Annotated in this window: 19 protein-coding genes; 9 read left to right on the top strand and 10 right to left on the bottom strand. The window is 71.9% G+C overall.

What is annotated here, in order from left to right:
* Positions 1-72 precede the first annotated feature (72 nt).
* From ACOKGD_RS05125 to ACOKGD_RS05115, 3 genes are all read right to left on the bottom strand, one after another.
* Positions 73-1,182, bottom strand: coding sequence for a fatty acid desaturase family protein (locus ACOKGD_RS05125; RefSeq protein WP_342335362.1), 1,110 nt, complete (start codon positions 1,180-1,182; stop codon positions 73-75).
* Between the two features lie 163 nt (positions 1,183-1,345).
* Complete coding sequence (locus ACOKGD_RS05120; RefSeq protein ID WP_342335363.1) at positions 1,346-1,645, bottom strand: hypothetical protein; 300 nt, start codon at positions 1,643-1,645, stop codon at positions 1,346-1,348.
* Positions 1,646-1,841: 196 nt separating this feature from the next.
* Positions 1,842-2,741 carry a LysR family transcriptional regulator gene (locus tag ACOKGD_RS05115; protein ID WP_342335364.1) on the bottom strand — a complete coding sequence of 300 codons (900 nt, stop codon included), beginning with the start codon at positions 2,739-2,741 and terminating at the stop codon, positions 1,842-1,844.
* A 141-nt stretch (positions 2,742-2,882) separates the two neighbouring features.
* Between ACOKGD_RS05115 and ACOKGD_RS05110 the strand changes: the two genes are divergently transcribed.
* The 3 genes from ACOKGD_RS05110 to ACOKGD_RS05100 all read left to right on the top strand — a co-directional run bounded on the left by ACOKGD_RS05110 (position 2,883) and on the right by ACOKGD_RS05100 (position 7,026).
* A complete protein-coding gene (locus tag ACOKGD_RS05110; protein ID WP_342335365.1) occupies positions 2,883-3,569 on the top strand; it encodes a type 1 glutamine amidotransferase domain-containing protein in 687 nt (228 codons plus the stop codon).
* A gap of 150 nt (positions 3,570-3,719) precedes the next feature.
* A complete protein-coding gene (locus ACOKGD_RS05105) occupies positions 3,720-4,727 on the top strand; it encodes a LacI family DNA-binding transcriptional regulator (RefSeq protein ID WP_342335366.1) in 1,008 nt (335 codons plus the stop codon).
* 76 nt (positions 4,728-4,803) lie between these two features.
* Entirely contained in the window at positions 4,804-7,026 is a 2,223-nt protein-coding gene (locus ACOKGD_RS05100; protein WP_342335368.1) for an alpha-galactosidase, read from the top strand.
* Between the two features lie 54 nt (positions 7,027-7,080).
* Here the strand turns inward: ACOKGD_RS05100 and ACOKGD_RS05095 are convergent, their stop codons facing one another.
* The 3 genes from ACOKGD_RS05095 to ACOKGD_RS05085 form a co-directional block, all read right to left on the bottom strand.
* Positions 7,081-7,953 carry a carbohydrate ABC transporter permease gene (locus ACOKGD_RS05095; protein WP_342335370.1) on the bottom strand — a complete coding sequence of 291 codons (873 nt, stop codon included), beginning with the start codon at positions 7,951-7,953 and terminating at the stop codon, positions 7,081-7,083.
* Positions 7,953-8,939: a carbohydrate ABC transporter permease gene (locus ACOKGD_RS05090; protein ID WP_342335372.1), complete on the bottom strand. Its 987-nt coding sequence runs from the start codon at positions 8,937-8,939 to the stop codon at positions 7,953-7,955. Before ACOKGD_RS05090 ends, ACOKGD_RS05095 begins: the two co-directional genes overlap by 1 nt.
* A gap of 70 nt (positions 8,940-9,009) precedes the next feature.
* A complete protein-coding gene (locus ACOKGD_RS05085; protein ID WP_342335374.1) occupies positions 9,010-10,308 on the bottom strand; it encodes an ABC transporter substrate-binding protein in 1,299 nt (432 codons plus the stop codon).
* A gap of 182 nt (positions 10,309-10,490) precedes the next feature.
* Here ACOKGD_RS05085 and ACOKGD_RS05080 point away from each other — a divergent pair, with 182 nt between their 5' ends.
* Positions 10,491-12,893, top strand: a complete 2,403-nt coding sequence (locus ACOKGD_RS05080; RefSeq protein WP_342335375.1) for a glycosyl hydrolase family 95 catalytic domain-containing protein — start codon at positions 10,491-10,493, stop codon at positions 12,891-12,893.
* On the opposite strand, the gene ACOKGD_RS05075 is transcribed toward ACOKGD_RS05080, so the two are convergent.
* From ACOKGD_RS05075 to flgN, 4 genes are read right to left on the bottom strand one after another with little or no spacing between them, the layout of a single operon-like run.
* Positions 12,860-13,252 carry a flagellar assembly protein FliW gene (locus tag ACOKGD_RS05075; protein WP_342335376.1) on the bottom strand — a complete coding sequence of 131 codons (393 nt, stop codon included), beginning with the start codon at positions 13,250-13,252 and terminating at the stop codon, positions 12,860-12,862. The genes ACOKGD_RS05080 and ACOKGD_RS05075 overlap by 34 nt on opposite strands.
* Entirely contained in the window at positions 13,249-14,145 is an 897-nt protein-coding gene (locus ACOKGD_RS05070) for a flagellin N-terminal helical domain-containing protein (protein WP_342335378.1), read from the bottom strand. Before ACOKGD_RS05070 ends, ACOKGD_RS05075 begins: the two co-directional genes overlap by 4 nt.
* Before the next feature lie 31 nt (positions 14,146-14,176).
* Entirely contained in the window at positions 14,177-15,586 is a 1,410-nt protein-coding gene (gene flgK, locus ACOKGD_RS05065; protein WP_342335379.1) for a flagellar hook-associated protein FlgK, read from the bottom strand.
* Positions 15,587-15,620: 34 nt separating this feature from the next.
* Positions 15,621-16,106 carry a flagellar export chaperone FlgN gene (flgN, locus tag ACOKGD_RS05060; protein WP_421355111.1) on the bottom strand — a complete coding sequence of 162 codons (486 nt, stop codon included), beginning with the start codon at positions 16,104-16,106 and terminating at the stop codon, positions 15,621-15,623.
* 275 nt (positions 16,107-16,381) lie between these two features.
* Between flgN and ACOKGD_RS05055 the strand changes: the two genes are divergently transcribed.
* The 5 genes from ACOKGD_RS05055 to ACOKGD_RS05035 all read left to right on the top strand — a co-directional run bounded on the left by ACOKGD_RS05055 (position 16,382) and on the right by ACOKGD_RS05035 (position 20,770).
* A complete protein-coding gene (locus ACOKGD_RS05055; RefSeq protein WP_342335383.1) occupies positions 16,382-17,191 on the top strand; it encodes a sigma-70 family RNA polymerase sigma factor in 810 nt (269 codons plus the stop codon).
* Positions 17,192-17,286: 95 nt separating this feature from the next.
* Positions 17,287-18,483 carry a flagellin N-terminal helical domain-containing protein gene (locus ACOKGD_RS05050; protein WP_342335385.1) on the top strand — a complete coding sequence of 399 codons (1,197 nt, stop codon included), beginning with the start codon at positions 17,287-17,289 and terminating at the stop codon, positions 18,481-18,483.
* Positions 18,484-18,616: 133 nt separating this feature from the next.
* A complete protein-coding gene (fliD, locus tag ACOKGD_RS05045; RefSeq protein ID WP_342335386.1) occupies positions 18,617-19,999 on the top strand; it encodes a flagellar filament capping protein FliD in 1,383 nt (460 codons plus the stop codon).
* Complete coding sequence (fliS, locus tag ACOKGD_RS05040; RefSeq protein WP_342335387.1) at positions 19,999-20,481, top strand: flagellar export chaperone FliS; 483 nt, start codon at positions 19,999-20,001, stop codon at positions 20,479-20,481. The genes fliD and fliS overlap by 1 nt, the downstream gene beginning before the upstream one ends.
* Positions 20,474-20,770 (top strand): hypothetical protein, encoded by a 297-nt coding sequence (locus tag ACOKGD_RS05035; protein WP_342335389.1) that lies wholly within the window; start codon positions 20,474-20,476, stop codon positions 20,768-20,770. The genes fliS and ACOKGD_RS05035 overlap by 8 nt, the downstream gene beginning before the upstream one ends.
* The last annotated feature ends 15 nt before the right edge of the window (positions 20,771-20,785 follow it).

The raw sequence follows: 20,785 nt of genomic DNA, 5'->3' as shown, positions 1-20,785 counted from the left end.
TACGCGAACGTCCGCCGGAGCCCGGTGAAAGGGGCGTCCGACGGACGATCAGCGCAGGATTCCTGCCAGCGGCTAGCGGAAGCTCGCCGCGGCGGGGCAGTCGAACGGGTCGCGGGCGGCGAGGCCCACCCGGTTGAGGTACGAGATGACGATGCCGTACGAGCGCCACAGCGTGGTCTCGGTGTACGGCACGTCGAACGAGGCGCAGTACTCGCGGACGATCTCGCGCGCCTGCGCGAGGTGCGGGCGCGGCATGTTCGGGAACAGGTGGTGCTCGACCTGGTAGTTCAGGCCGCCCATGAGCATGGTCGCCCACCAGCCGCCGGACACGTTGCGCGAGGTGCGCACCTGCTTCGAGAAGAAGTCGAGCTTCGCGTCGGGGGCGATGATCGGCATGCCCTTGTGGTTCGGGGCGAACGAGGCGCCCATGTACACGCCGAACACGGCCAGCTGCACGCCGACGAAGGCGAACGCCATCCCGACCGGAAGCAGCAGGAAGACGGGAACGAGGAGCGCCGCGAGGCGCAGCGCGATGAGGCCGAGCTCGGTCCAGCGCGCCTTGACCGGTCCGCGCGAGAGCAGGTGACGGATGCCGAGGTAGTGCAGGTTCAGGCCCTCGAGCGTCAGCAGCGGGAAGAACAGCCAGCCCTGGCGCTGGGTGATCCAGCGGCGCAGGCCCTTGGCCTGGGCCGCGTCGGCGTCCAGGAACGAGATGGTGTCCACGTCGATGTCGGGGTCCTTGCCGACGCGGTTCGGGTTGCCGTGGTGGCGGGTGTGCTTCGCATCCCACCACGAGAGGCTGATGCCGACGACGCCGGAGGCGAGGAAGCGCGCGAGGCGCTCACCCGCGGGGCCGCTCGTGAGGATCTGCTTGTGCGCGGCCTCGTGAGCGAGGAACGCCACCTGGGTGAAGAGGATGCCGAGGGCACCCGCCATCAGCAGCTGGAACCAGCTGTCGCCGAGGAGGATGAAGCCGGTGATCACGCCGCCGAAGCAGAGCGCGAGAACCGCGCCGACGATGGCGTAGAACCACCCGGTGCGCTTGAGCAGCCCGGTCTCGCGGACGACCTGCGACACCTGGGTGTAGGCGCGGGCCATAGGCGGGAACTCGGTGGTGCCGGCGTAAGTCTGGCGAACGGGACCGAGAGTGGACGTCCGTTCGAGGGTGTGCGAGGAGGACATATGCGACGCCCCTGTCGTTCGGTCGGCCGCCGAGCGCTTGCGCGCGGGGACCTCAGAAAGCCAAAGGCGGTCGCCGATCGCTGACGCCTAACGCTACAGGGAGAGGCATACTTCGTCCGGCATACGGAGCGGACGCATACACGACTCCCAGGGCGCGCGGAGGTCAGCGTCCGAGGGCCAGCCAGCGGCGACGCCGCGCGGGGTGCTGGTTCGGGCGCGGGGCGGCGGTCTTCGAGCGCGTGAGGTGCTGCCCGAGGGCCGCACGGGCCTCGCGGAGGTTGCGATAGGTGCCGATGGGCTCGGAGTGCGCCGTGTGAACGGTGTGCTCGGCGCCCTCGACGGAGATGAATCCGGCGAACTCGTTGTGGACGGTCGCCACGAACACGTCGTGGTCGGCCTGCTTCCAGTGGACGTCCGCATCGGAGACGGAGTGATGGACAGAAGGTACTGCGGTGATTGTCATGATCTTTCGTGTGCGCGCATCGTCGTCGACGCACGCGGGTGTTTCCATGGACGCCCGGGCAGTGCACTCGGGCGGCGGATCGCGGCTCGCGATCAAGAGGGCAGTTCGTCGGTCCGGGAGCCGGTGAGAGGGGCTCTGGAATGACCAGACGTCGAACGTGCGGATTCACTCTACCAGAAAAGGCCTGGTGGCGGGTTCAGAGGGTGTCCCACGTCCTCGCACGCTCGATGAGGCGGTCGATCACGGACGAGGTCGCGGCGCTCGGCGGCTCCTGCGAGGGGATCGCCAGATGCAGGGTGTTCAGGGGCGGCTCGGCCGGATGGTGCAGCACCTCGACGGTGCCCGAGGAGATCGCCGGATCGGCCAGGTACCGCGGGACGGCGGAGACGCCCACGCCCGCCACCACCGCGGCGAGCACACCACGCAGGTCCGGCACCACCAGCACCACGGGGTTGGCCGGGCGACGGCCGAACTGGCTTCGCCAGTACCTCCGGATGATCGACAGCTGGGCGTCGTAGGCGACGAGCGGCAGGTGCGCCAGCGCCGCCAGCGGATCGTCGGCGAGCCGTGCGGGATCGATCGTGCGGGCGAGCGCCGGCGGGCCGACCAGGACGAACTCCTCGTCGATGAGGCCGCGGTAGCGCACCCCCGGGCCGGTGCGCCGGATGGAGGAGAGCACAAGATCGAGCTCGCCGAGGGCCGCGCGATCGAGCAGGTCGCCCGCCAGCCCGAGGGTGAACTCCGCCCGCAGCCCGCGCGCGACCAGGGGCGCCAGGGCCGGCACGACCCGCGCGGCGATGACGTCGCTGGCGCCGCCGATCCGCACGAGCCCCGCGACCTCCGACGCGGGTTCGGCCCACACCTGGCGCAGCCTGTCGACGGGCTCCGCCACCCGGGCCGCGAGCCGATCACCCGCCGGTGTCGCCACAACGCCCGCCCGCGAGCGGGTGAACAGGGGCTCCCCCACCTGCCGCTCGAGCCGCGCGAGGCGCTCGCTGACGGCGGGCTGGCTCATGCCGAGCCGGGTGGCCGCGCCCGTGATGGACGCGGCGCGGTGCACCTCGAGGAAGGTGGCGAGCAGGTCGAGGTCGCGCATCACTCCCCCTCTCTCGCCCAGATGCGGTCCATCGGAAAATCTATGACCTCTCATGATCCTACGGAATGGATCCGATCCCGTGTGGTTCTCTTCCCTCGTGGGGCGCACGGCCGCACATGACTTCGTGAAAGAGGAGATCCCATGGCTGACGTTCTGATGGTCGTTTCCGGCGCCGACACCCTGACGCTGAAGGACGGGACCGCGCACCCGACGGGCTTCTGGGCCGAGGAGCTCGTCGAGTTGCACCGCGGGCTGACCGCCGCGGGCCACACCGTCCGCTTCGCCACCCCTGGTGCCCGGCGCCCGACCGTCGACCAGGGCAGCCTCGACACCACGACCGAGGCGGGCGCGGAGATCGCCGCGTACCTCGACGCGCTCGCGGGTGAACTCGACGCCCCGCTCGCCCTCGCCGACATCGAGCCCGGCGCGTACGACGCCTACGCGCTTCCGGGCGGACACGGCCCCATGGCCGATCTCGCGAGCGACCCGGACCTCGGCCGCCTGCTGATCGACGCGGCCGAGCAGGGCACCACGGTGGCCGTGCTGTGCCACGGACCGGCCGGCCTGCTCAGCGCCGTGCGCGAGGACGGCTCGTTCGCGTTCGCCGGGAGGCGCCTGGCGGTGTTCACGGACGAGGAGGAGCTCACGGGCGGCCTCGGCGAGAACTCGCCGTACCTCGTCGCCTCGCGTCTGACCGAGCTCGGCGCGATGCCCCAGCCCGGCGCCGCATGGAGCAGCACGGTCGTCGTCGACGGCGCCCTGATCAGCGGACAGAACCCGCAGTCGTCGGTCGCCACCGCCCAGCGCCTGGTCGACGCCCTGGCCTGACCAGGGCTCCGGCCCGATCCGCCCCTCCGACCCGCTCGGAGGGGCGGGCGCCCCCGGGCACTGCGCCCACAAATTGCGCAATAAAGGGCCGCTCTGGGACACTGGGCACGCGCCGACGCCGACGTCCGCCGCCGCGCGCCAGGAGGTCGTATGAGCCGCGTGACCCTCTCGCGCATCGCGCAGGAGACGGGTGTGAGCGTGTCGACCGTCTCGCGCGTGCTGCGCGGAGCCGGTGACATCGGGCCGCAGACGCGCGCGCGCATCCTGGCCGCCGCGCGGCTGCTCGGGCACTCCCCCGACGGCGAGAACCGCGGCCGCCCGCGCAGCCGCCCCTCGCAGGTCGTCGACCTCGTGCTCGGTCACTTCCACGATCCGTACACGGACGAGGTGACCACGGGAGCGCGCACCGCGGCCGCGGAGCTGGGCTACGACCTGGTGCTGACCGCCGAACGCGACGTCCCCGACGACGACTGGCCTATGCGGATCCGCGCGCGGGGGTCGGCGGGCGTGGTGATCGGGCTCATCATGCCCACGCGGACACAGCTGGCGATCCTGGACGAGGCGGGGCTGCCGATCGTGCTGCTCGACCCCTGGTCGGAGGTCGCGCACCCGCTCACGAGCGTGCGCACGACCGACGGCGCCGGCGGTGCGGAGGCCGCCGAGCACCTCGTCGAGCAGGGCGCCCGCCGCTTCATCGTCGTCGGCGGAGCGCCGTCGTACCGCTACGGCCGCGCGCGCGTCGACGGCTTCGAGACCGCCGTGCGCGCCCTCCTCCCGGACGCCGAGATCACCCGGGTGCACGGCGACTGGACGGCCCCCAGCGCACGTCGGGCGTGCCTGCCCGCTCTGGCGGCGGCCAGGGGCGAGGGGCCGATCGGCCTGTTCGCCTGCTCGGACGAGATGGCGGCGGGCGCCTACCGCGCGGCCGCCGACCTCGGGCTGGACATCCCGAGGGACCTGATGGTCGTCGGCTTCGACGACGTGCGAGGCGCGAAGTGGCTGCATCCGCCGCTCACCACGGTCCGCCAGCCGATCCGCGAGATGGCCTCCGCCGCCGTGCGGGCGCTGCTGGAGCCGACCGCCGGCGACCAGCGCGTCATCGAGCTTCCGACCTCCCTGCAGGTGCGCGGGTCGACGGTCCGGGCCACGGAGGGCTGACCGCCACGTCGCCTCGTCTTGCGCAATAACCCCGTTCGCGAGCCGGATCGGGCGGGAGCGTTCGATACTGAGCGGCATGCCGCTCCCCCGCCTCGTGCATCTGTCCGCCTCGGGCGTCTCGCTCGTCATCGCGCAGCGCGATGACCAGCTGCCCGTGATCACCCACTGGGGTCGCGCGATGCACGCGCCCGTCTCGGACCTGGTCGAGGTGTTCGAGGGCGAGCGACGCAGCGGCATCGACGGCGTGTCCGACCTGACCTACACGCCCTCGATCCTTCCCGAGGCCGCGCGGGGCTGGGCCGGCCGACCGGGCCTGGCCGCGCACCGGGCCGGATCCGCCTGGGCGCCGCGGCTGCAGGTCACCCGCATGACGGTGCGGACTCCTGACACCGACGACCGCGATCGCGAGCTGTCCGCCGGGGAGTCGCACGAGGCGCGCTCCGGGCACGTGGTGGTCAACGCCGCAGACCCGTGGGCCGGGATCGAGGTCGACGTCGAGATCGTGCTCGACGCCGCCGGCCTGCTGCGCACCCGCACCACCGTGCGCAACACGGCCCCGTCGGCAGAGCCCCTCGAGATCTCCGGCGTGACGGCGGCGCTCCCCGTGCCGGTCGGCGCTCACGACATGCTCGACTTCTCGGGCCGCTGGGCCACCGAGCGCGTCCCGCAACGGCACCGGGTGACGCACGGGCTGCACAGCCGCGAGTCGCGCCGAGGGCGCACCGGGCTCGACGCGACCACGGTCATCGCCCTCGGGACCCCCGGCTTCGACGCGCGCATGGGCGAGGTCTGGATCGGCCATGTCGGCTTCAGCGGCGGGCACGAGCACGCGGTCGAGCGCACCGACGGCCGGCAGACGCTGCGCCTGGGTGAGCTGCTGCTGCCCGGCGAGGTGCGCCTGGGCACGGGCGAGGAGTACGTGAGCCCCTGGGTGCACGGCAGCCACGGCACGGGCATCGACGAGGCGTCCGCCCGATTCCACGCGCATCTGCGCCGGGTCTCGCGCGCGGCGCGGCGGCCGCGCCCGGTCACGCTCAACGTGTGGGAGGCGGTGTACTTCGACCAGAGCCTCGAGGTGCTCACCGACCTCGCCGAGCGCGCCGCGGATCTCGGCGTCGAGCGGTTCGTGGTCGACGACGGCTGGTTCGCCGGCCGCCGCGACGACCGGCGGGGGCTCGGCGACTGGACCGCCGACCCGGTGATCTGGCCCGAGGGCCTCGGGCCCCTCGCCGATCGGGTGCGCGCGCTCGGCATGGAGTTCGGCCTGTGGGTCGAGCCCGAGATGATCAACGAGGATTCGGATCTCGCACGCGCGCATCCGGACTGGATCCTCCGGGCGCGCGCCGAGCTGCCGCCGCAGACGCGGTTCCAGCAGGTGCTCGACCTCACCAATCCGGAGGCGTTCGCGCACATCCTCGACACGCTCGACGGGCTCGTCGCCCAGTGGGGCGTGGCCTACCTGAAGTGGGATCACAACCGCGACCTCGTCGAGGCGGGCCACCCCGCCACCGGTGCCCCGGCCGTCCACGACCAGACCCTCGCGGTGTACCGGCTCGTGGACGAGCTGCGGCGCCGTCATCCGGATCTCGAGATCGAGTCGTGCGCCTCCGGCGGCGGCCGGGTCGACCTCGGCATCCTCGAGCGCACAGATCGGATCCATCCCTCCGACAACCACGACCCGCTGGATCGCGCCCGGATCCTGCGCTGGAGCGGCGTGCTGGTGCCGCCCGAGATGCTCGGCTCGCATGTGGCATCTCCGACCTCGTCGGTGACGGGCCGCACCCACGACCTGCACACCCGCTGCGCCCTCGCCTTCCTCGGCCACTTCGGGATCGAATGGGATCTGCGCGAGGCCGACGACGACGAGCGCGCCGCCCTCGCCCGCTGGATCGGGGCGTACCGCGCGGTGCGCGGCACCATCGCGACGGGTGCGGCCGTCACCGGCGGCGGGCTCGATGCGGCGTCGTTCAGCCTGCGCGGGGTCGTCGCCGCCGATGGGTCAGAGGCCGTGTACTCGGTGCTGACGCCGTCGCTGTCGGCCGACTCCAGCACCCGCGTGACGCTGCCGGGGCTCGACGCCGGCCGGCGCTACCGCCTCGAGGTCGCCAGCGGCAGCGGCATGGGTGCGCCGTGGCATCTGCCCGCCTGGCTCACGCGTGCACCCTGGCTCGGCGAGGGCGTCGACACCGACACGGCGATCGCGGGGTCGGTGCTCACGGGCATCGGGCTGGACATCCCGCATCCCCTCCCCGAGCGCGCCCTGGTGCTGCGCGCCGTCGCGGTCGCCCCGGCCGGCTGAGGCGCGCCTCACCGGGCGCGGCACCCGGGGCCGCCGGCGCGGCCCCGGGCGATCTCAGCCCTTGAAGGCGCCGTCCATGATGCCGGCCACCATGCGGCGTCCGACGAAGAAGAACACCACGAGCAGCGGCAGGGTCGCCAGGAACGATCCGCCCATGGCGAGCGCCAGGTCGATCGACCGGTTCGCCTGAAGCTGCTTGATCGCGATCTGGACGGTGAACAGCTCGGGCGACTTCAGGACGATGAACGGCCACATGAAGTCGTTCCACACGGCGGTGAAATTGATCAGCCCGAGCACGAAGGCCGCCGGCCGCACGATCGGGAAGGCGATCCGCCAGAACAGCTGCCAGCTGTTGCACCCATCCATGCGCGCGGCCTGGATGAGCTCGTCGCTGAGCGTCGTCGCCATGTGCTGCCGCATCCAGAAGATGCCGAACGCGCTCGCCAGCCCCGGCACGATGATCGCCTGCAGCGTGTCGACCCAGTTCAGCCACGACACGATCAGGTACTGCGGGATCACGCTCAGCTGCGCCGGCACGGTCATCGTCAGCAGGACGATCAGGAACAGCACGTTGCGTCCGGGGAAGTCGAGCTTCGCGAAGGCGAAGCCCGCGAGCGCGCACAGGATCGAGGCCACCACGGCGATCGTGAGCGACACCAGCACGCTGTTGGCGAGCGAGGCCAGGAAGGGCACCGTCTCGAAGACCTTGGCCGCCACGTCGAAGAAGTTCAGGCCCGGGTACAGCCGCGGCGGGCTGGAGGTCACCGCCTGTGCGCCCACGGAGGCGATGACGAACATGTAGTACAGCGGAAAGACGCTGACGATCACCGCGAGGCTGAGCCCCAGGTAGGTGGGCCATCCGACGCGCCCCACGCGCCCGCCTCGCGCGCGTCGTCGCACGGGGGTCCGCTCGATCACGTCGGACATCAGCGCTCTCCTCGGGTGCGGGTGGACAGGAAGAAGTTGATCAGGGCCGCGACGACGACGATCACGAACAGCGCGACGCCGATGGCCGAGCCGTAGCCGAAGTCGAACTGCCCGAAGCCCTGCTCGTAGAGGAACAGCGAGAGGGTCTGGCACTGGCGGGCAGCCCCGCAGGTCAGACCCGCCTCCGGGGCCACCAGCAGCGGCTCGGTGAAGATCTGCAGCCCCCCGATGGTCGACATGATCACGGTGAAGATGATGATCGGCCGCAGCGCCGGGATCGTGAGATGGAAGAACTGCTGCCGGCTCGAGGCGCCGTCCACGGACGCCGCCTCGTAGATCTCGCGCGGGATCGCCTGCAGTCCCGCGAGGTACAGGAGCGTGTTGTAGCCGAACCAGCGCCACATCACCATGGCCGAGATGACGACCCAGGATCCGACCTGGGAGGCGAGGAAGTTGACCGACGGGAGGCCGAAGATCCCCAGCACCCAGTTGATGAGGCCGAAGTTGCGATCGAAGATCTGCGCGAACACGATCGCGGTGGCCGCGACGGAGGTGATGTAGGGCACCAGCAGCGCCATGCGGAAGAAGTTCGCGTACTTCAGGCGCGCGTGGTTGAGCAGGTGCGCGAGAAGCAGCGCGAGCGCCAGCTGAGGGATCGTCGAGATGAGGAAGATCCCGAAGGTGTTGACGAAGGCGTTCCAGAAGCGCGCGTCGGCGAACAGGCGCTCGAAGTTCGCGAACCCGACGAACACCTGATCCCCGATGGGGTTCCAGTCGAACAGGGCGACGTAGAACGTGAACAGCAGCGGGAACAGGCCGAAGATCGCGAAGATCACGAAGAACGGCGCGATGTAGGCGTACGGCGCCACACGCTCGGCCCACGAGCTGCGGATGCGGCGGGCCGGTGGTCGACGCCCCTTCGGTCCTCCGCGCGTGATGATGGCCATGGTCGTGGTCGCTGCCGGGGTGGTGGCGGTGGTGGTCACACGGGCTCCTCTGTCCGGGCGGCCGCCCCGGGGCTCTCGCCCCGGGGCGGCCGCTGTTCGGTGTCTGGCGTCAGCCGCCGAGGGCGGCGTTGGCGCTGTCGACGCCGGTCTTCCAGGCGTCCTCGGGGGCCGTGTTGCCCGCCTCCATGTCGACGAGCGCGTTCAGGAGCGCACCGCCGATGGCGCTGGTGTCGGGGCCGTTGTAGAACTCGCTGAAGCCGAGCACCGACTGCGCCATGACCTCGCCGATCTTCGAGTCGCCGAAGAACGGGTCGGTGTAGGAGGTGACCTCCTCGCTCTCCAGCGCCGTCTCGGCGGCGGGGAAGGTGCCGGTCTCGGTGAAGTGCTCGAGCTGGGCGTCGGGCGACATCATCGTCTCGATGTACTGCCAGGCGCCCGCGGGGTTCTCGGCGCGCGCGGGGATCGCGATCACGCTGCCGCCCCAGTTGCCGGCACCTTCGGGCAAGGTGGCGACCCGCCAGAGGCCCTCGGTGTCGGGGGCGTCGGTCTTCAGCCCCTGGAGGATCCAGGACGGCGCGGTGGTCACGGCGAAGGAGCCGTTGGCCTTGCCGGGCGCCCACCCGGACGACCATGCGGCGATCCCGGCGCTGATGCCGGCGTCGTACGTGTCGACGGCGACCTGGAAGGCGTCCTTGACCTCGGGGTTCGACTCGAAGATCACCTCGCCGTCGTCCGAGTAGTACTTCTCGGACACCTGGTTCACTGTGGCGAAGAAGACCGTGGTCTCGACGTTGTCGACGAACGGCTCGCCGGTCGCCTCGGTGTACTTCTCGCCCATCTCGATGAACTTGTCCCACGTCGACCAGGCCTCCGCGACCTCGTCGGGATCCGTCGGCAGCCCCGCCGCCTCGAAGAGATCGGCGCGGTACGCGAAGCTCAGGCCTCCCACATCGGTCGGGATGCCGATGACCTCGCCGTTCTCTCCGGTGGCCGCGTTCACGGCCCAGTCGAGGTACGGCTCGCCCACGTCGTCGCCGCCGAGGGTGCGGAGGTCGACGAAGTTGCCGGGGTTCTCGACGAACTTCGGCAGGTCGTCGTTCTGGATCATCACGAGATCCGGCACCTTGCCTCCGGCGAGCGCGGCCGTCAGCGCCGTCGCGGTCTCGGTGGTGCTGCCCACCTCCGAGAGCTTGACCTTGGCGTCTGGCTTCAGCTCGAGGTACTTGTCGACGCCGTCCTTCTGGTTGATGCCTGTGAACGACCAGAACTCGACCTCGGCGTTCGGGTCGCCCTTCGGCTCACCGCCGGCCCCGCCGCCGGCGGATCCGGATCCTCCGGTGCAGCCGGTGATCGCGAGCGCGACGGCTCCGATCAGCGCGAGCGGGGCGAATGCAAGACGTTTCTTCACGACGTTCCTCTCCTTTGGGGATCGCGGGTGCTGCGGGATTCCGCGCCGGTGCGGGGTCGATCGCCGAGTCCTGGCGCAGGGTGCCCCGAAGCTAGCAACGGGCTCGGAAGGGTGTACAGGAGGGTCGGTTTTTTTGCGCAAATCCTCCTCCTGCGTCCGCCGCTCGCAGGAGGCTGGCCTGCGTGACGACCACCGACGCACGCGCCGATGAGGGCGCCGTCTTCTCCACCCGCACGGCCGCGCCGACATGGGAGCAGGGCCTGATCGCGGGCAGCGGCCGCGTGGGCGCGATCGTCTTCGGGGACACGGCCCGCCAGACCGTCTCGTTCGCCCACGAGCGCAGCTTCCTGCCGGCCAACCCCCGCCCGGCGGCGCCGCTTCTCGCACCGTCGCTCGACGCGATCCGCGAGCGAGCGCTCGCGGGCGACGGTGAGGGCGCGGGCCGCCTGATGGCCGCCGCGGCCGAGGTCTCGGGCTTCGAGCGCGACCTCGTCTGGACCGATCCGCTGGGCATCTGCGCGACCCTCGAGATCGCGCTGCCGGTGGCGGCGGGCCCGTCGGTGCGGCGCTGCGACCCGGCCGGCGGCGAGGTGTCGCTGCACTGGGAGGGTGCCGACGGGGGCCTCACGATGCGCGTCATCGCCCCGCGCGGCACCGAGGACGTCTGGATCGCGTTCGAGTCCGAGCGCCCGCGGGAGGTGGCCCTTCGCCTGGGCCTCGATCGCGCGGAACCCGCCGCCGCGAACGCCGCGACGACCTGGGCACCCGCCTATGCGGGCCTCGTGGACGCGGTCGTCGCGGCGGGCACGGAGGGGCGTGTCCTCGCCTCGGCCAGGACCGACGGGACGCCGATCGCCGAGACCACGGCCAGCGGCGGTGGCGGCTGGTCCGCCGACGCCACCGGCACCGCCCTGGAGGCGTCGCTCGCCCTCGCCGCCGGAGAGCGGGCAACGCTGCGGGTGCGGATCCGGGCCGGCGCCGCACCGACGCCGGAGCCGGTGACCGCCCCCGAGGACTGGGATGCGGTGATCCGCCACCAGGAGCGCACCCATACGGCGCTGGTGCGGCGCTCGGCTCTCGACCTCGGCGCCGGCACGGACCCGGTCATGACGGAGGACACGTGGCGGGCGGCCCGGGTGGGCGATGCCCGCGCCCGGCGACGCGCGATGGAGATCGCCTACCTGTCAGGGCGAGCGAACGCGATCGCCGCGACGGGCGAGCTGCCCCCGACCCTGCAAGGCGTCTGGCAGGGGACGTGGACGCCCGCGTGGTCGGCCGACTACACGATGAACGGCAACGTCCAGAACGGCGGGATCGCGAGCCTCATCCCCACCGGCACGCCCGAGCTGGCGGCCAGCCTGCTCCGCCTCGTGCTGCCGCACCTCGACGACTACCGCGCGAACGCGCGCCGCATCTTCGGCGCGGCGGGCATGCTGCTGCCGGCGCGGATGTCGACGCACGGCCGCGCGAACCACTTCTCGCCGGACTTCCCGCACGTGTTCTGGACGGGCGGCGGCGGCTGGGCGCTGCGGATCGCCGCGGATCTCGTGAGCACCGCCGATGATGCCTCGCTTGTCGACGACGTCCTGTGGGAGCTGGCCGTCGGCGTGCTCGAGTTCGCCGAGACGGCACTGGTCGAGCGCGACGGCGTGCACCGTCTCGCCCCCGGCTACTCCCCCGAGAACTCCCCCGAACCGGGCGGCTCGCCGATCGCCTCCGAGGCGACGATGGACATCGCGATCCTGCGCGACGCCGCCCGCAGCACGGCGGTGCTCGCCGCGGCGCGCGGCGACGACTCACTCGCCACGCGGTGGGAGCGAGTGCTCGAACGGCTCCCCGCCTATCGCATCGCCGACGACGGCACCCTCGCCGAGTGGCTCGACCCCCGCTGGCCGCAGAACCACGCGCACCGGCACGCGTCGCACCTGTACCCCCTCTGGTACGAGGTCGACGACGCCTTCCGCGGCGACTCCCCACAGGCACGGCGGCTGCGGGCCGCCGCGCGCCGCTCGATCGAGGAGCGGATCGCGTGGCGCGCCGCCGATCCCACCGCCCCTCCCGGGCGCATGGAGATGGCGTTCGGACTGGTGCAGCTGGGTCTGGCAGCCGCAGCTCTCGGAGATGCGCCCGCCGCGCTGCGCTGCGCGGAATGGCTCGCGCTCGAGCACTGGACCCCCGCCCTGACCACGACCCACGACGCCGGCCGGATCTTCAACCTCGACGCCAGCGGCGGCCTGCCCGCCCTCGTGGCGGCGATGCTGGTCGGCTCGGATCAGGAGTCGGTCACGCTGTTCCCGGCCCTGCCCGGCGAATGGGCCGCACACGGATGGATCACGGGGCTCACCGCGCGCGGTGGCGTGGTCATCGAGCGACTCGAGTGGGACGAGAACGGCGCCCGCGCGCGGGTGCGGCGGCGCCGCGGCGAGCCGCGGCCGCTGCGGGTCGCCCTCGGCTCGGGGTTCGTCACCGAGACCGGTGCCGCGGAGGTCTTCGTCGAGGTGGACGCGGAGCCCGTGACCATCGCCGTCACCCGGCTGTCGCCGGGCGGCGATCAGCGCAGCGGCGCTCGGACCGGGAGGTCCTGACCCTCGAGGATCACCTGCGCGGCCGATCCCGTGGTCGTGTTGACGACGACGGGGGCGAGCAGGTTGACGTGCACGCCGTCGGCCCCGGGGTTCGCCACGACCAGCACCAGCGCGTCCTCGGGAGAGGTGAGCGAGAGGTCGTCGGCCTGGGCATCGGTGAGGACCGGCGCGTAATCGCGCCCGAGGGGCACAAGCCTCGGGTCGACGAGGAACATCCGCAGCTCGGGATCGCTCGCGGCGCGCAGCGAGAAGAGCCCCTCGGCCCCGTCGAGCGGCGACAGCGCGAAGTCGGTGTGGGGGTCCAGGCCCGGCGGCGGCGTCACGAAGCTGAGGTCCACCGAGGCGATCACCGCGGTCACGAGAGGAAGTCCATCAGCGTCGGCTGCAGCACACGGCTGGTGACCTGGAGGGCCGAGCGGTAGACGAGCTCCTGCGCCTGGAGCTCGACGAGGACCTCGACCGAGTCGACGTTCTCGACCGCCGAGCGGCGCGACTCGAGTGAGACGGATGCGTCCACGGTGGCCTCCTTCGCCCGCTCGATCTGCGCCTGGCGCGCGCCGACCGCGCCCTGGGCACTGAGCATACGCGCCATGCTGTCATCGATGCGGCTCACCTCGGCGCCGACGTTCACGCCGCCGCGCAGGCCGGCGATGATGTCGTCGACCAGCGCGAACACGGTGTCCGCGCCGCTCCCGAACGCCTGCGATCCATCGGCGTCGACCCGCACGGTGACCCCGGCGGAGAGGCGTCGCTCGACGGACGACCCGGGCGCCCCGCTGAAGTCGTACCCCCCGGCGCCATCGGGCTGGAAGGCGTATCCGGCGTCCGAGGTGCCGGCGAACACCGTGCGCCCCAGCAGCTTGGTGTTGGCGGCCGCGAGCAGCTCGTCGCGGATGCCCTCGAGCTCGACCGCGATCGCCTCCTTCGCGGTGGCGTCCATCGCGCCGTCGTTCGCGCCCTGCAGCGTCAGCACACGCACGCGCTGCAGGAGGGCGGTGCTCGAGGTGAGCGCGGAGTCGACCGTGGCGGTCCACGCCATCGCGTCGTCGACGTTTCGCGCGAACTGACCGTTGCGCACCTGCTCGGCGTGCAGGCCCAGCGTCGTCGCCGTCGCGGACGGGTTGTCGGACGGCGCGAGGAACGCACGCTGCGACGTCGCCATCTGCTGCAGGCGTCCGAGCGCGTCGAGGTTGGTCTGCAGGTTGCGCAGCGACGACTGGGTCATCGTGTGCGCGGTGGTGCGGGAGATCATGCGGCTCCTTGTCCGTTCGTGGGGCGCCGGATCAACGGCCGACCATGCCGGTGCGGTTGATCAGCACGTCGAGCGCCTCGTCGACCGCCGTGAGCACACGGGCGGCGGCCTGATAGGCGGTCTGGTAGGTCATCAGCGCGATGGTCTCCTCGTCGCCGTCGACGCCGGCCACCGACTGCTGCGCGGCGACGCTGGTGACGGCGGCGACCTCGGCCACGCTGGCGCGCTGCCCGTCGCCGGCCGTGTGCACGGCGAACGAGGTGACGAAGTCGGCCCACAGGGCGTCGGGCGATCCGGCGCCCGATCCGATCTGCGAGATGGCATCGGCGTTGGTCGCGTCGACGGCGCCGGCCCCGGGGGCCGCGAGCGCGAGCTGCGAGCCGCTGGTGGGCACGACGGTCAGGCCGAGGGCCGCGGGCGCGCCGGCCGCGAGGGCGAAGAAGTCGCCGCCGGGGGCGCCCGCCGCGGTGACACCCGCGGCGTGCTGGGCGTTGACCCGCGTGGCGAGTTCGGTCGCGAGGCGGTTGTAGGTGTCGGCGAGGCCGGCGAGCATGCCGCCCTCGTCGGCGGGCGCGAGGAGCGAAACCGTGCCGCCGAGCTCGCCGCCGAGCTCGCTGATCGGCTCGCCCGGGCGGTGGGCCCACGCGACGGTGACGGGGTCGCCCGTCGAGATGCCGACCGGGCCGGCGACGACGAGGTGGCGGGCGGTGTCGCCGGACACGAGCGCGTTGCCGTCGACGCGAACGGTGAGCGTGCCGTCCGCCTCGACCGTGCCCGATGCGCCGGCGGTGCGAGCGAGGCGCTCGACGAGGACGTTGCGCTGATCGATCAGCTCGTTCGCGGAGCGCCCCGCGTTCAGGGCGTCGCGGATGTCGCGGTTGAGGCCCGCCACCTGGTCGGCCGCGGTGTTGACCTCGGAGACCGTGCGCTCGATGCCCCCGCGGGCATCGCTCCACTGCGTGCTCGCGGCGGTGTACCCGGCGGCGATCTGGCCCGCGAGCACCGCGGCGCTCGAGAGCACGACCGCGGCCGCGGCGTCCGAGTCGGGGGTGTTCGAGAGGTCCTGCCATCCGGCCCAGAACTGCGACAGGCCGTGCGCGAGGCCCTCCTTGGTGGGCTCCGCCATCACGGCCTCCGCGGTGCGGGCGGCTTCCGCGCGCACCGTCCAGAAGCCGGAGGCGCCGAGCGCATCACGGACCCGGGCGTCGAGCACCGCGTCGCCGATGCGGGTGATGCCGTCCAGGCGCACACCCTGCCCCGGGACGACGCCCGTGGTGAACCGGCCGGCCTGGGCGACCGCCCCGACCGCGGAGGTCTCCAGGCGCTGGCGGGTGTAGCCCGTGGTGCCCTGGTTGGCGATGTTCTGCCCGGTGAGCTCGATGCCGCGGCGTGCGGCGGTCAGCGCCGAGGCGGCGGTGTTCAGTCCGGTGAAGGTCGACAAGAGGTCTCCGTCGGGGTGGGAAGGCGGAAGGGGATCAGAGGTCGGTGTCGAGGATGCGGGGCGCCGCGTCGCCGCGGGCGACCGCACCACCGGCGTCGTACTCGCCCGAGCGGATTCCGAGACCCGCGATCGCCTCCTGGGTCGCGCGCACGGCGGCGCGCAGGTGCAGCTCGTTCGCATCGCGCAGCTGCGCGACCTCGCCGGTCAGCTCGGTCATCGCGCGCAGGTGCTCGGCGAACACCTCGCGCCACGCGTCGGTCGGGGCGTGCTCGATCAGCTCGCGGAGGGTCGCATCCTCGGGGGCGCCCCACTCGTCGGCGACGGCGGCGACCTCGACAGCGCGGCCGAGGCCCGCCTGGCGGATGCGATCGAGCACCTGCTCGACCTCCCGCGTGGCGAAATGGATCCAGCGCGCGCGACCGGACTCCAGCAGGAGCTGCTGCTCGTCCAGCTTGAACAGCAGCATCTCCATCAGCTCGCGCTCGCGCCACAGCTGCGCGGAAAGCTCGTTGGCTGCCATCTCGTTCGGGTCCTTCCCCATCGCGACACTCCCAGTGGTTGCGTCTTTTCGCCACTATCGGCGGGCTCGCCGCTACGGTTACGAACATGCATGGGGAGCACTCCCCATTCACGTGTGAGAACGAGAAAACAGATAATCCCCGGGCGTTTCTTGAGAAATACCTGTGGACGTAGATATTCTCACCGACAGCCCCACATGCGGATCCCACATCCGCACGGCCTTCCCCCGAGGCCAGCACCACCCCGCCAAACCCCCCTGAAGAGCGGCAGATACCAATGACGACGCGAGCCGAGCGCAATCGCCTCATCGTGGACAACCTCCCCCTCGTCGGCTTCCTCGCCGCCGAGCTGAGTGCGAGGGCCACGCATGTGCCTCGCGAGGAGCTCGCCGCGGCGGGCGCCCTCGCCCTGGTCTCGGCGGCGGACGCCTTCGATCCGGGTCTCGGTGTGCCCTTCGGCGCCTACGCGCGTCGCCGCATCCTCGGCTCGTTCGCCGACGAGATGCGCGCGATGGACTGGGCCTCTCGCGGCATCCGTCGTCGCATCAAGGAGACCATCGCGGTCCGCGACACTCTCGCCGCGGCCCTCGGGCGCACGCCCACGGTCGCCGAGATCGCCTCGACCATGGGTGTCGACGCGGCGGCGGTCTCCGAGTCGCTCGCCGACGCCGACCGGGCCGTGGTGGCCCTGGACGAGCCCATGGCGCTCTCGCTCGCCAGCGATCTGCCCCTCCCCGACGAGGCCGCGGCCCTCAGCGAGCGCCGCGAGGTGATGATGCGCGCCCTCGACGCCCTGCCCGAGCGCATGCAGCACATCGTCCGCTCCGTGTACTTCGAGGATCGTCCGGTGAAGGAGATCGCCGAGGAGCTCGGTGTGTCGCACTCGGCCGTGTCGCAGCAGCGATCCGAGGGTCTGCGCCTGCTGCGCGACGCCCTCGACCGCTACTTCGCGGAGGAGCCGGGCGTAGTGCCGCTGCCCACCTCGAAGGTGTCGGAGTCGGCCCGCGACGCGTACTTCACGCGCATCGCGGCGAGCGGCGGGCGCCGTCTGGCGAACGTCTTCCTCAAGAACGCCGCCGCGCTGTAACGCCCGACTTACCTCCTCCTTGCGGGTGCCGATAGATCCTTTCGGAGCCCACGGATGGGCTCCGCTACAGGATCCCATTCACGGAGGAATACACCATGGGTATGCAGATCGCTACCAACACGTCGGCACTGAACGCCTACCGCAACCTGTCGTCGACGCAGAACGACCTGTCGAAGTCGCTGGAGAAGCTCTCGAGCGGCAACCGCATCAACCGCGCGGCTGACGACGCCGCCGGCCTCGCGATCTCCGAGGGCCTGCGCTCGCAGGTCAACGGCATGAACGTGGCCGCGCGCAACGCGCAGGACGGCATCTCGGTCATCCAGACCGCGGAAGGCTCGCTGACGGAGGTCCACTCGATCCTCCAGCGTCTGCGCGACCTCGCCGTCCAGGCCGGTAGCGACTCGAACAACAAGGAGTCGCGTTCGGCCATCGACAAGGAGGCCACGCAGCTGGTCTCGGAGCTGGGTCGCGTCGGCGCCGGCACCAACTTCAACGGCATCAACCTGCTCGATGGCTCGAACAAGACGCTGACCTTCCAGGTCGGCGCCGACGGCGACGCCAATAGCCAGATCGACGTCGACCTGTCGTCGGCCAACGTCAAGGCCCTCGCGCAGGAGCTGCAGACGGGCACGCTCGCCACCGGCGGCACGAGCTTCGACCTGGCCACCGCGGGCGACGTCAACGCCCTGGCGGGTGCCGCCACGTTCACCGTCGTCGACGGCGGCGAGACCACCGTGGTCACCACCGCCAACCTCGGCGCGGCCGGCACGTTCGACAGCGTCGAGGCCTACGCCGACGCGCTGCGCGGCGACGCCGCGTTCGCCGCCAACTTCACCGTCTCGGTGAACAAGGACGCGAACGGCGCCGGCACGGGCATCTCGGTCAAGGCCATCAACGGCGGCACCGTCTACGGTGGCGACACGGCCGGCACGCAGGCCTCGGCCGGCACCGGTCTCGACGTGGGCGCGGCGACCGCCTCGACCACGACGGGCCTCGCCTTCGACACCGCTGCCAACGCGCAGGCGTCGATCGCCCTGCTCGACGAGAAGATCACCGCGATCTCCGCGGCGCGCGCCGACCTCGGTGCGGTCCAGAACCGCTTCGAGTCGACGATCAACTCGCTGCAGGTCTCGGCTGAGAACCTCTCGGCCGCGAAGAGCCGCATCGCCGACACGGACATGGCCTCCGAGATGGTCAAGTTCACCGCCGCGAACATCCTGTCGCAGGCCGGCACCTCGATGCTCGCTCAGGCGAACCAGCAGGGCCAGGGCGTTCTGCAGCTGCTCCGCTGATCCTGAGCGGCCGTCCCCCTGACGGGGGCCGTCCGCGCGGATCATCCGCCCGGGGTGGGGGCAGCACTCGTGCTGCCCCCACCCCGGGCATCCCCTCCTCTCCACACGCACACGGCGACAGAAGGCGCTTGTTATGGGAATCTCCCTCGACGGCCTCGTCTCGGGTCTGGACACGACGGACCTGATCGACGCCCTCATGGACGTCCAGGCGATCCCGCGCACGCTGCTGCAGAACAAGATCGACGACCGGGGGGTCGTCATCAAGAACCTGCAGTCGCTGAACACCTCGCTGCAGGATCTCGTCGCCCAGGCGCAGAAGGCGGCCAAGCCGGACGTGCTCGCCGCGTTCACTGCCAGCAGCTCGAGCGATGCCGTGAAGGTCACCGCGAAGCCCACCGCCGCACCCGCCGCCACCGAGGTCGTTGTGGACCGCGTCGCCACCGCGCAGACCGTGGTCACGGCCGCGCGCGCGGCATGGCCGACCGATCCGCCGGTGCTCACGATCACCAACGCGAAGGGCGAGCACACCGAGATCCGCCCCGGCTCGACGTCGATCGCCGAGATCGCCCGAGCCATCAACGCCGCGGGTGCCGGAGTCTCCGCCAGCGCGATCGCCGCGGGCAAGGACGCCGACGGCGCGCCGCTGTACCGTCTCCAGGTCTCGTCCTCGCAGACCGGCTCCGCCGGGGCCTTCCAGATCCACGCCGGCGATGCCGCTGCCGTCGATGCCGGTACCGCGACCGACCTCGCCGCCGAGCCCGGCTCGGCCGTGATCACTCCCGCCGCAGACGCCCAGGTGCGCCTGTGGGCAGGGACCACCGCGGAGCAGACCCTCACGTCGACCACCAACACCTTCGCCGACCTGCTCCCGGGCGTCGACATCACCGTCTCCCGTGCCTCCGCCGATCCGGTGACCGTCACGGTCGCCGCGGATCGCAACGCCTCCGCGAAGACGGCCGGTGACTTCGTCGCCCGTATCGCGGCGCTGCTGAAGGGAATCGACGCCGGCTCCAAGGCCACCGTCGCCGACGCGGGTGGCACGACCACCCTCGGTGTCTTCACCGGCGACAGCACCGTGCGGGCGCTGCGCCGCGCGATGGGGGACGCCGTGCAGTACCCGATCGACGGCGTCTCGCCCTCCACCATCGGCATCTCGATCGACAAGAAGGGCGTCCTCTCGTTCGATTCCGCAGCCTTCACCGCGGCGCTCGCGAAGGACCCGGCCGAGGTGCAGAAGGTGTTCACCGGCATCGCAGAGCGGGTGCAGGAGACCGCGGATCAGTACTCCGACGTGCACACCGGGATGCTCACCGCCCGGATCACCGGCCAGGAGAGCGAGGTGCGGGGTCTCGAGGGCCAGATCGACCGCTGGGACCTGCGCCTCGACCAGCGCCGCGCCACGCTCGAGCGCACCTATGCGCGGCTCGAGACCATGCTCGCGCAGATGAATGCGCAAGCCGACTACCTCACGTCGCAGCTGGATGCGCTCGCGCCGTCGAGCAAGGGAGACCGCTGATGACCCCGTTCGGATCCGCCGCCGCGATGACCCTGCCCACCAGCCCGACGCGGGCCGCCGCCCAGCTGCAGGCCGCACAGGCGCGCTACCGGGCCGACGCGATCCTGTCCGCGTCGCCGGAGCGGCTCCTCACGATGCTCTACGACCGCCTCGTGCTCGATCTCGAGCGCGGAGAGGGCGCTCAGCGCGCGGGCGACTGGCAGGAGGCGAACGTCCAGCTGCAGCACGCGCAGGCCATCGTGGCCGAGCTGAACGGGTCGCTGACCGACGAGTGGGACGGCAGCGCGGGGCTGCGCGCCATCTACACCTTCGTCACCACGACCCTCATCGGAGCGAACGTGGGTCGCGACCCCGAGCGCACCCGCACCTGCCGCGAGCTGATCGCGCCCCTGCGCGACGCGTGGCATGAGGCGGCCCAGCTCGTCATCGCCGCCAACGCCCCCGCCGTCGTCACGCCCTTCCCCGCCCGCGCCGATGCCTGAGCAGGCGGCGGCGGCGCTGCCGCTCGACCCCGCCCACGCCGAGTGGGCAGCGCTCCTGGACGAGTTCGAGCGCGCGCTGGAGACGGACGTCTACGCCGAGTGGCGCCCCGCCGCGAACCCGCTTCCGGCCGCGCTCGCGCCGCGCGCGCGGCGGATCCTGGCGGCCCAGCATCGCCGGGCGGCCGAGCTCTCGCGTCAGCGCGACGACGCGCAGGCGCACCTCGGCGCCGTGCGACTGGTGCCGTCGGCCCCGGCCGACCACCCGGCATACCTCGACCTGGAGGGCTGAGCGCGCGCACGTCGG

The sequence above is a fragment of the Microbacterium phosphatis genome (assembly GCF_049177115.1).
GTDB lineage: Bacteria > Actinomycetota > Actinomycetes > Actinomycetales > Microbacteriaceae > Microbacterium > Microbacterium phosphatis.
The sequence above is the reverse complement of the archived record's forward strand: the minus strand, read 5'-3'. Positions and strand labels throughout refer to the sequence as shown.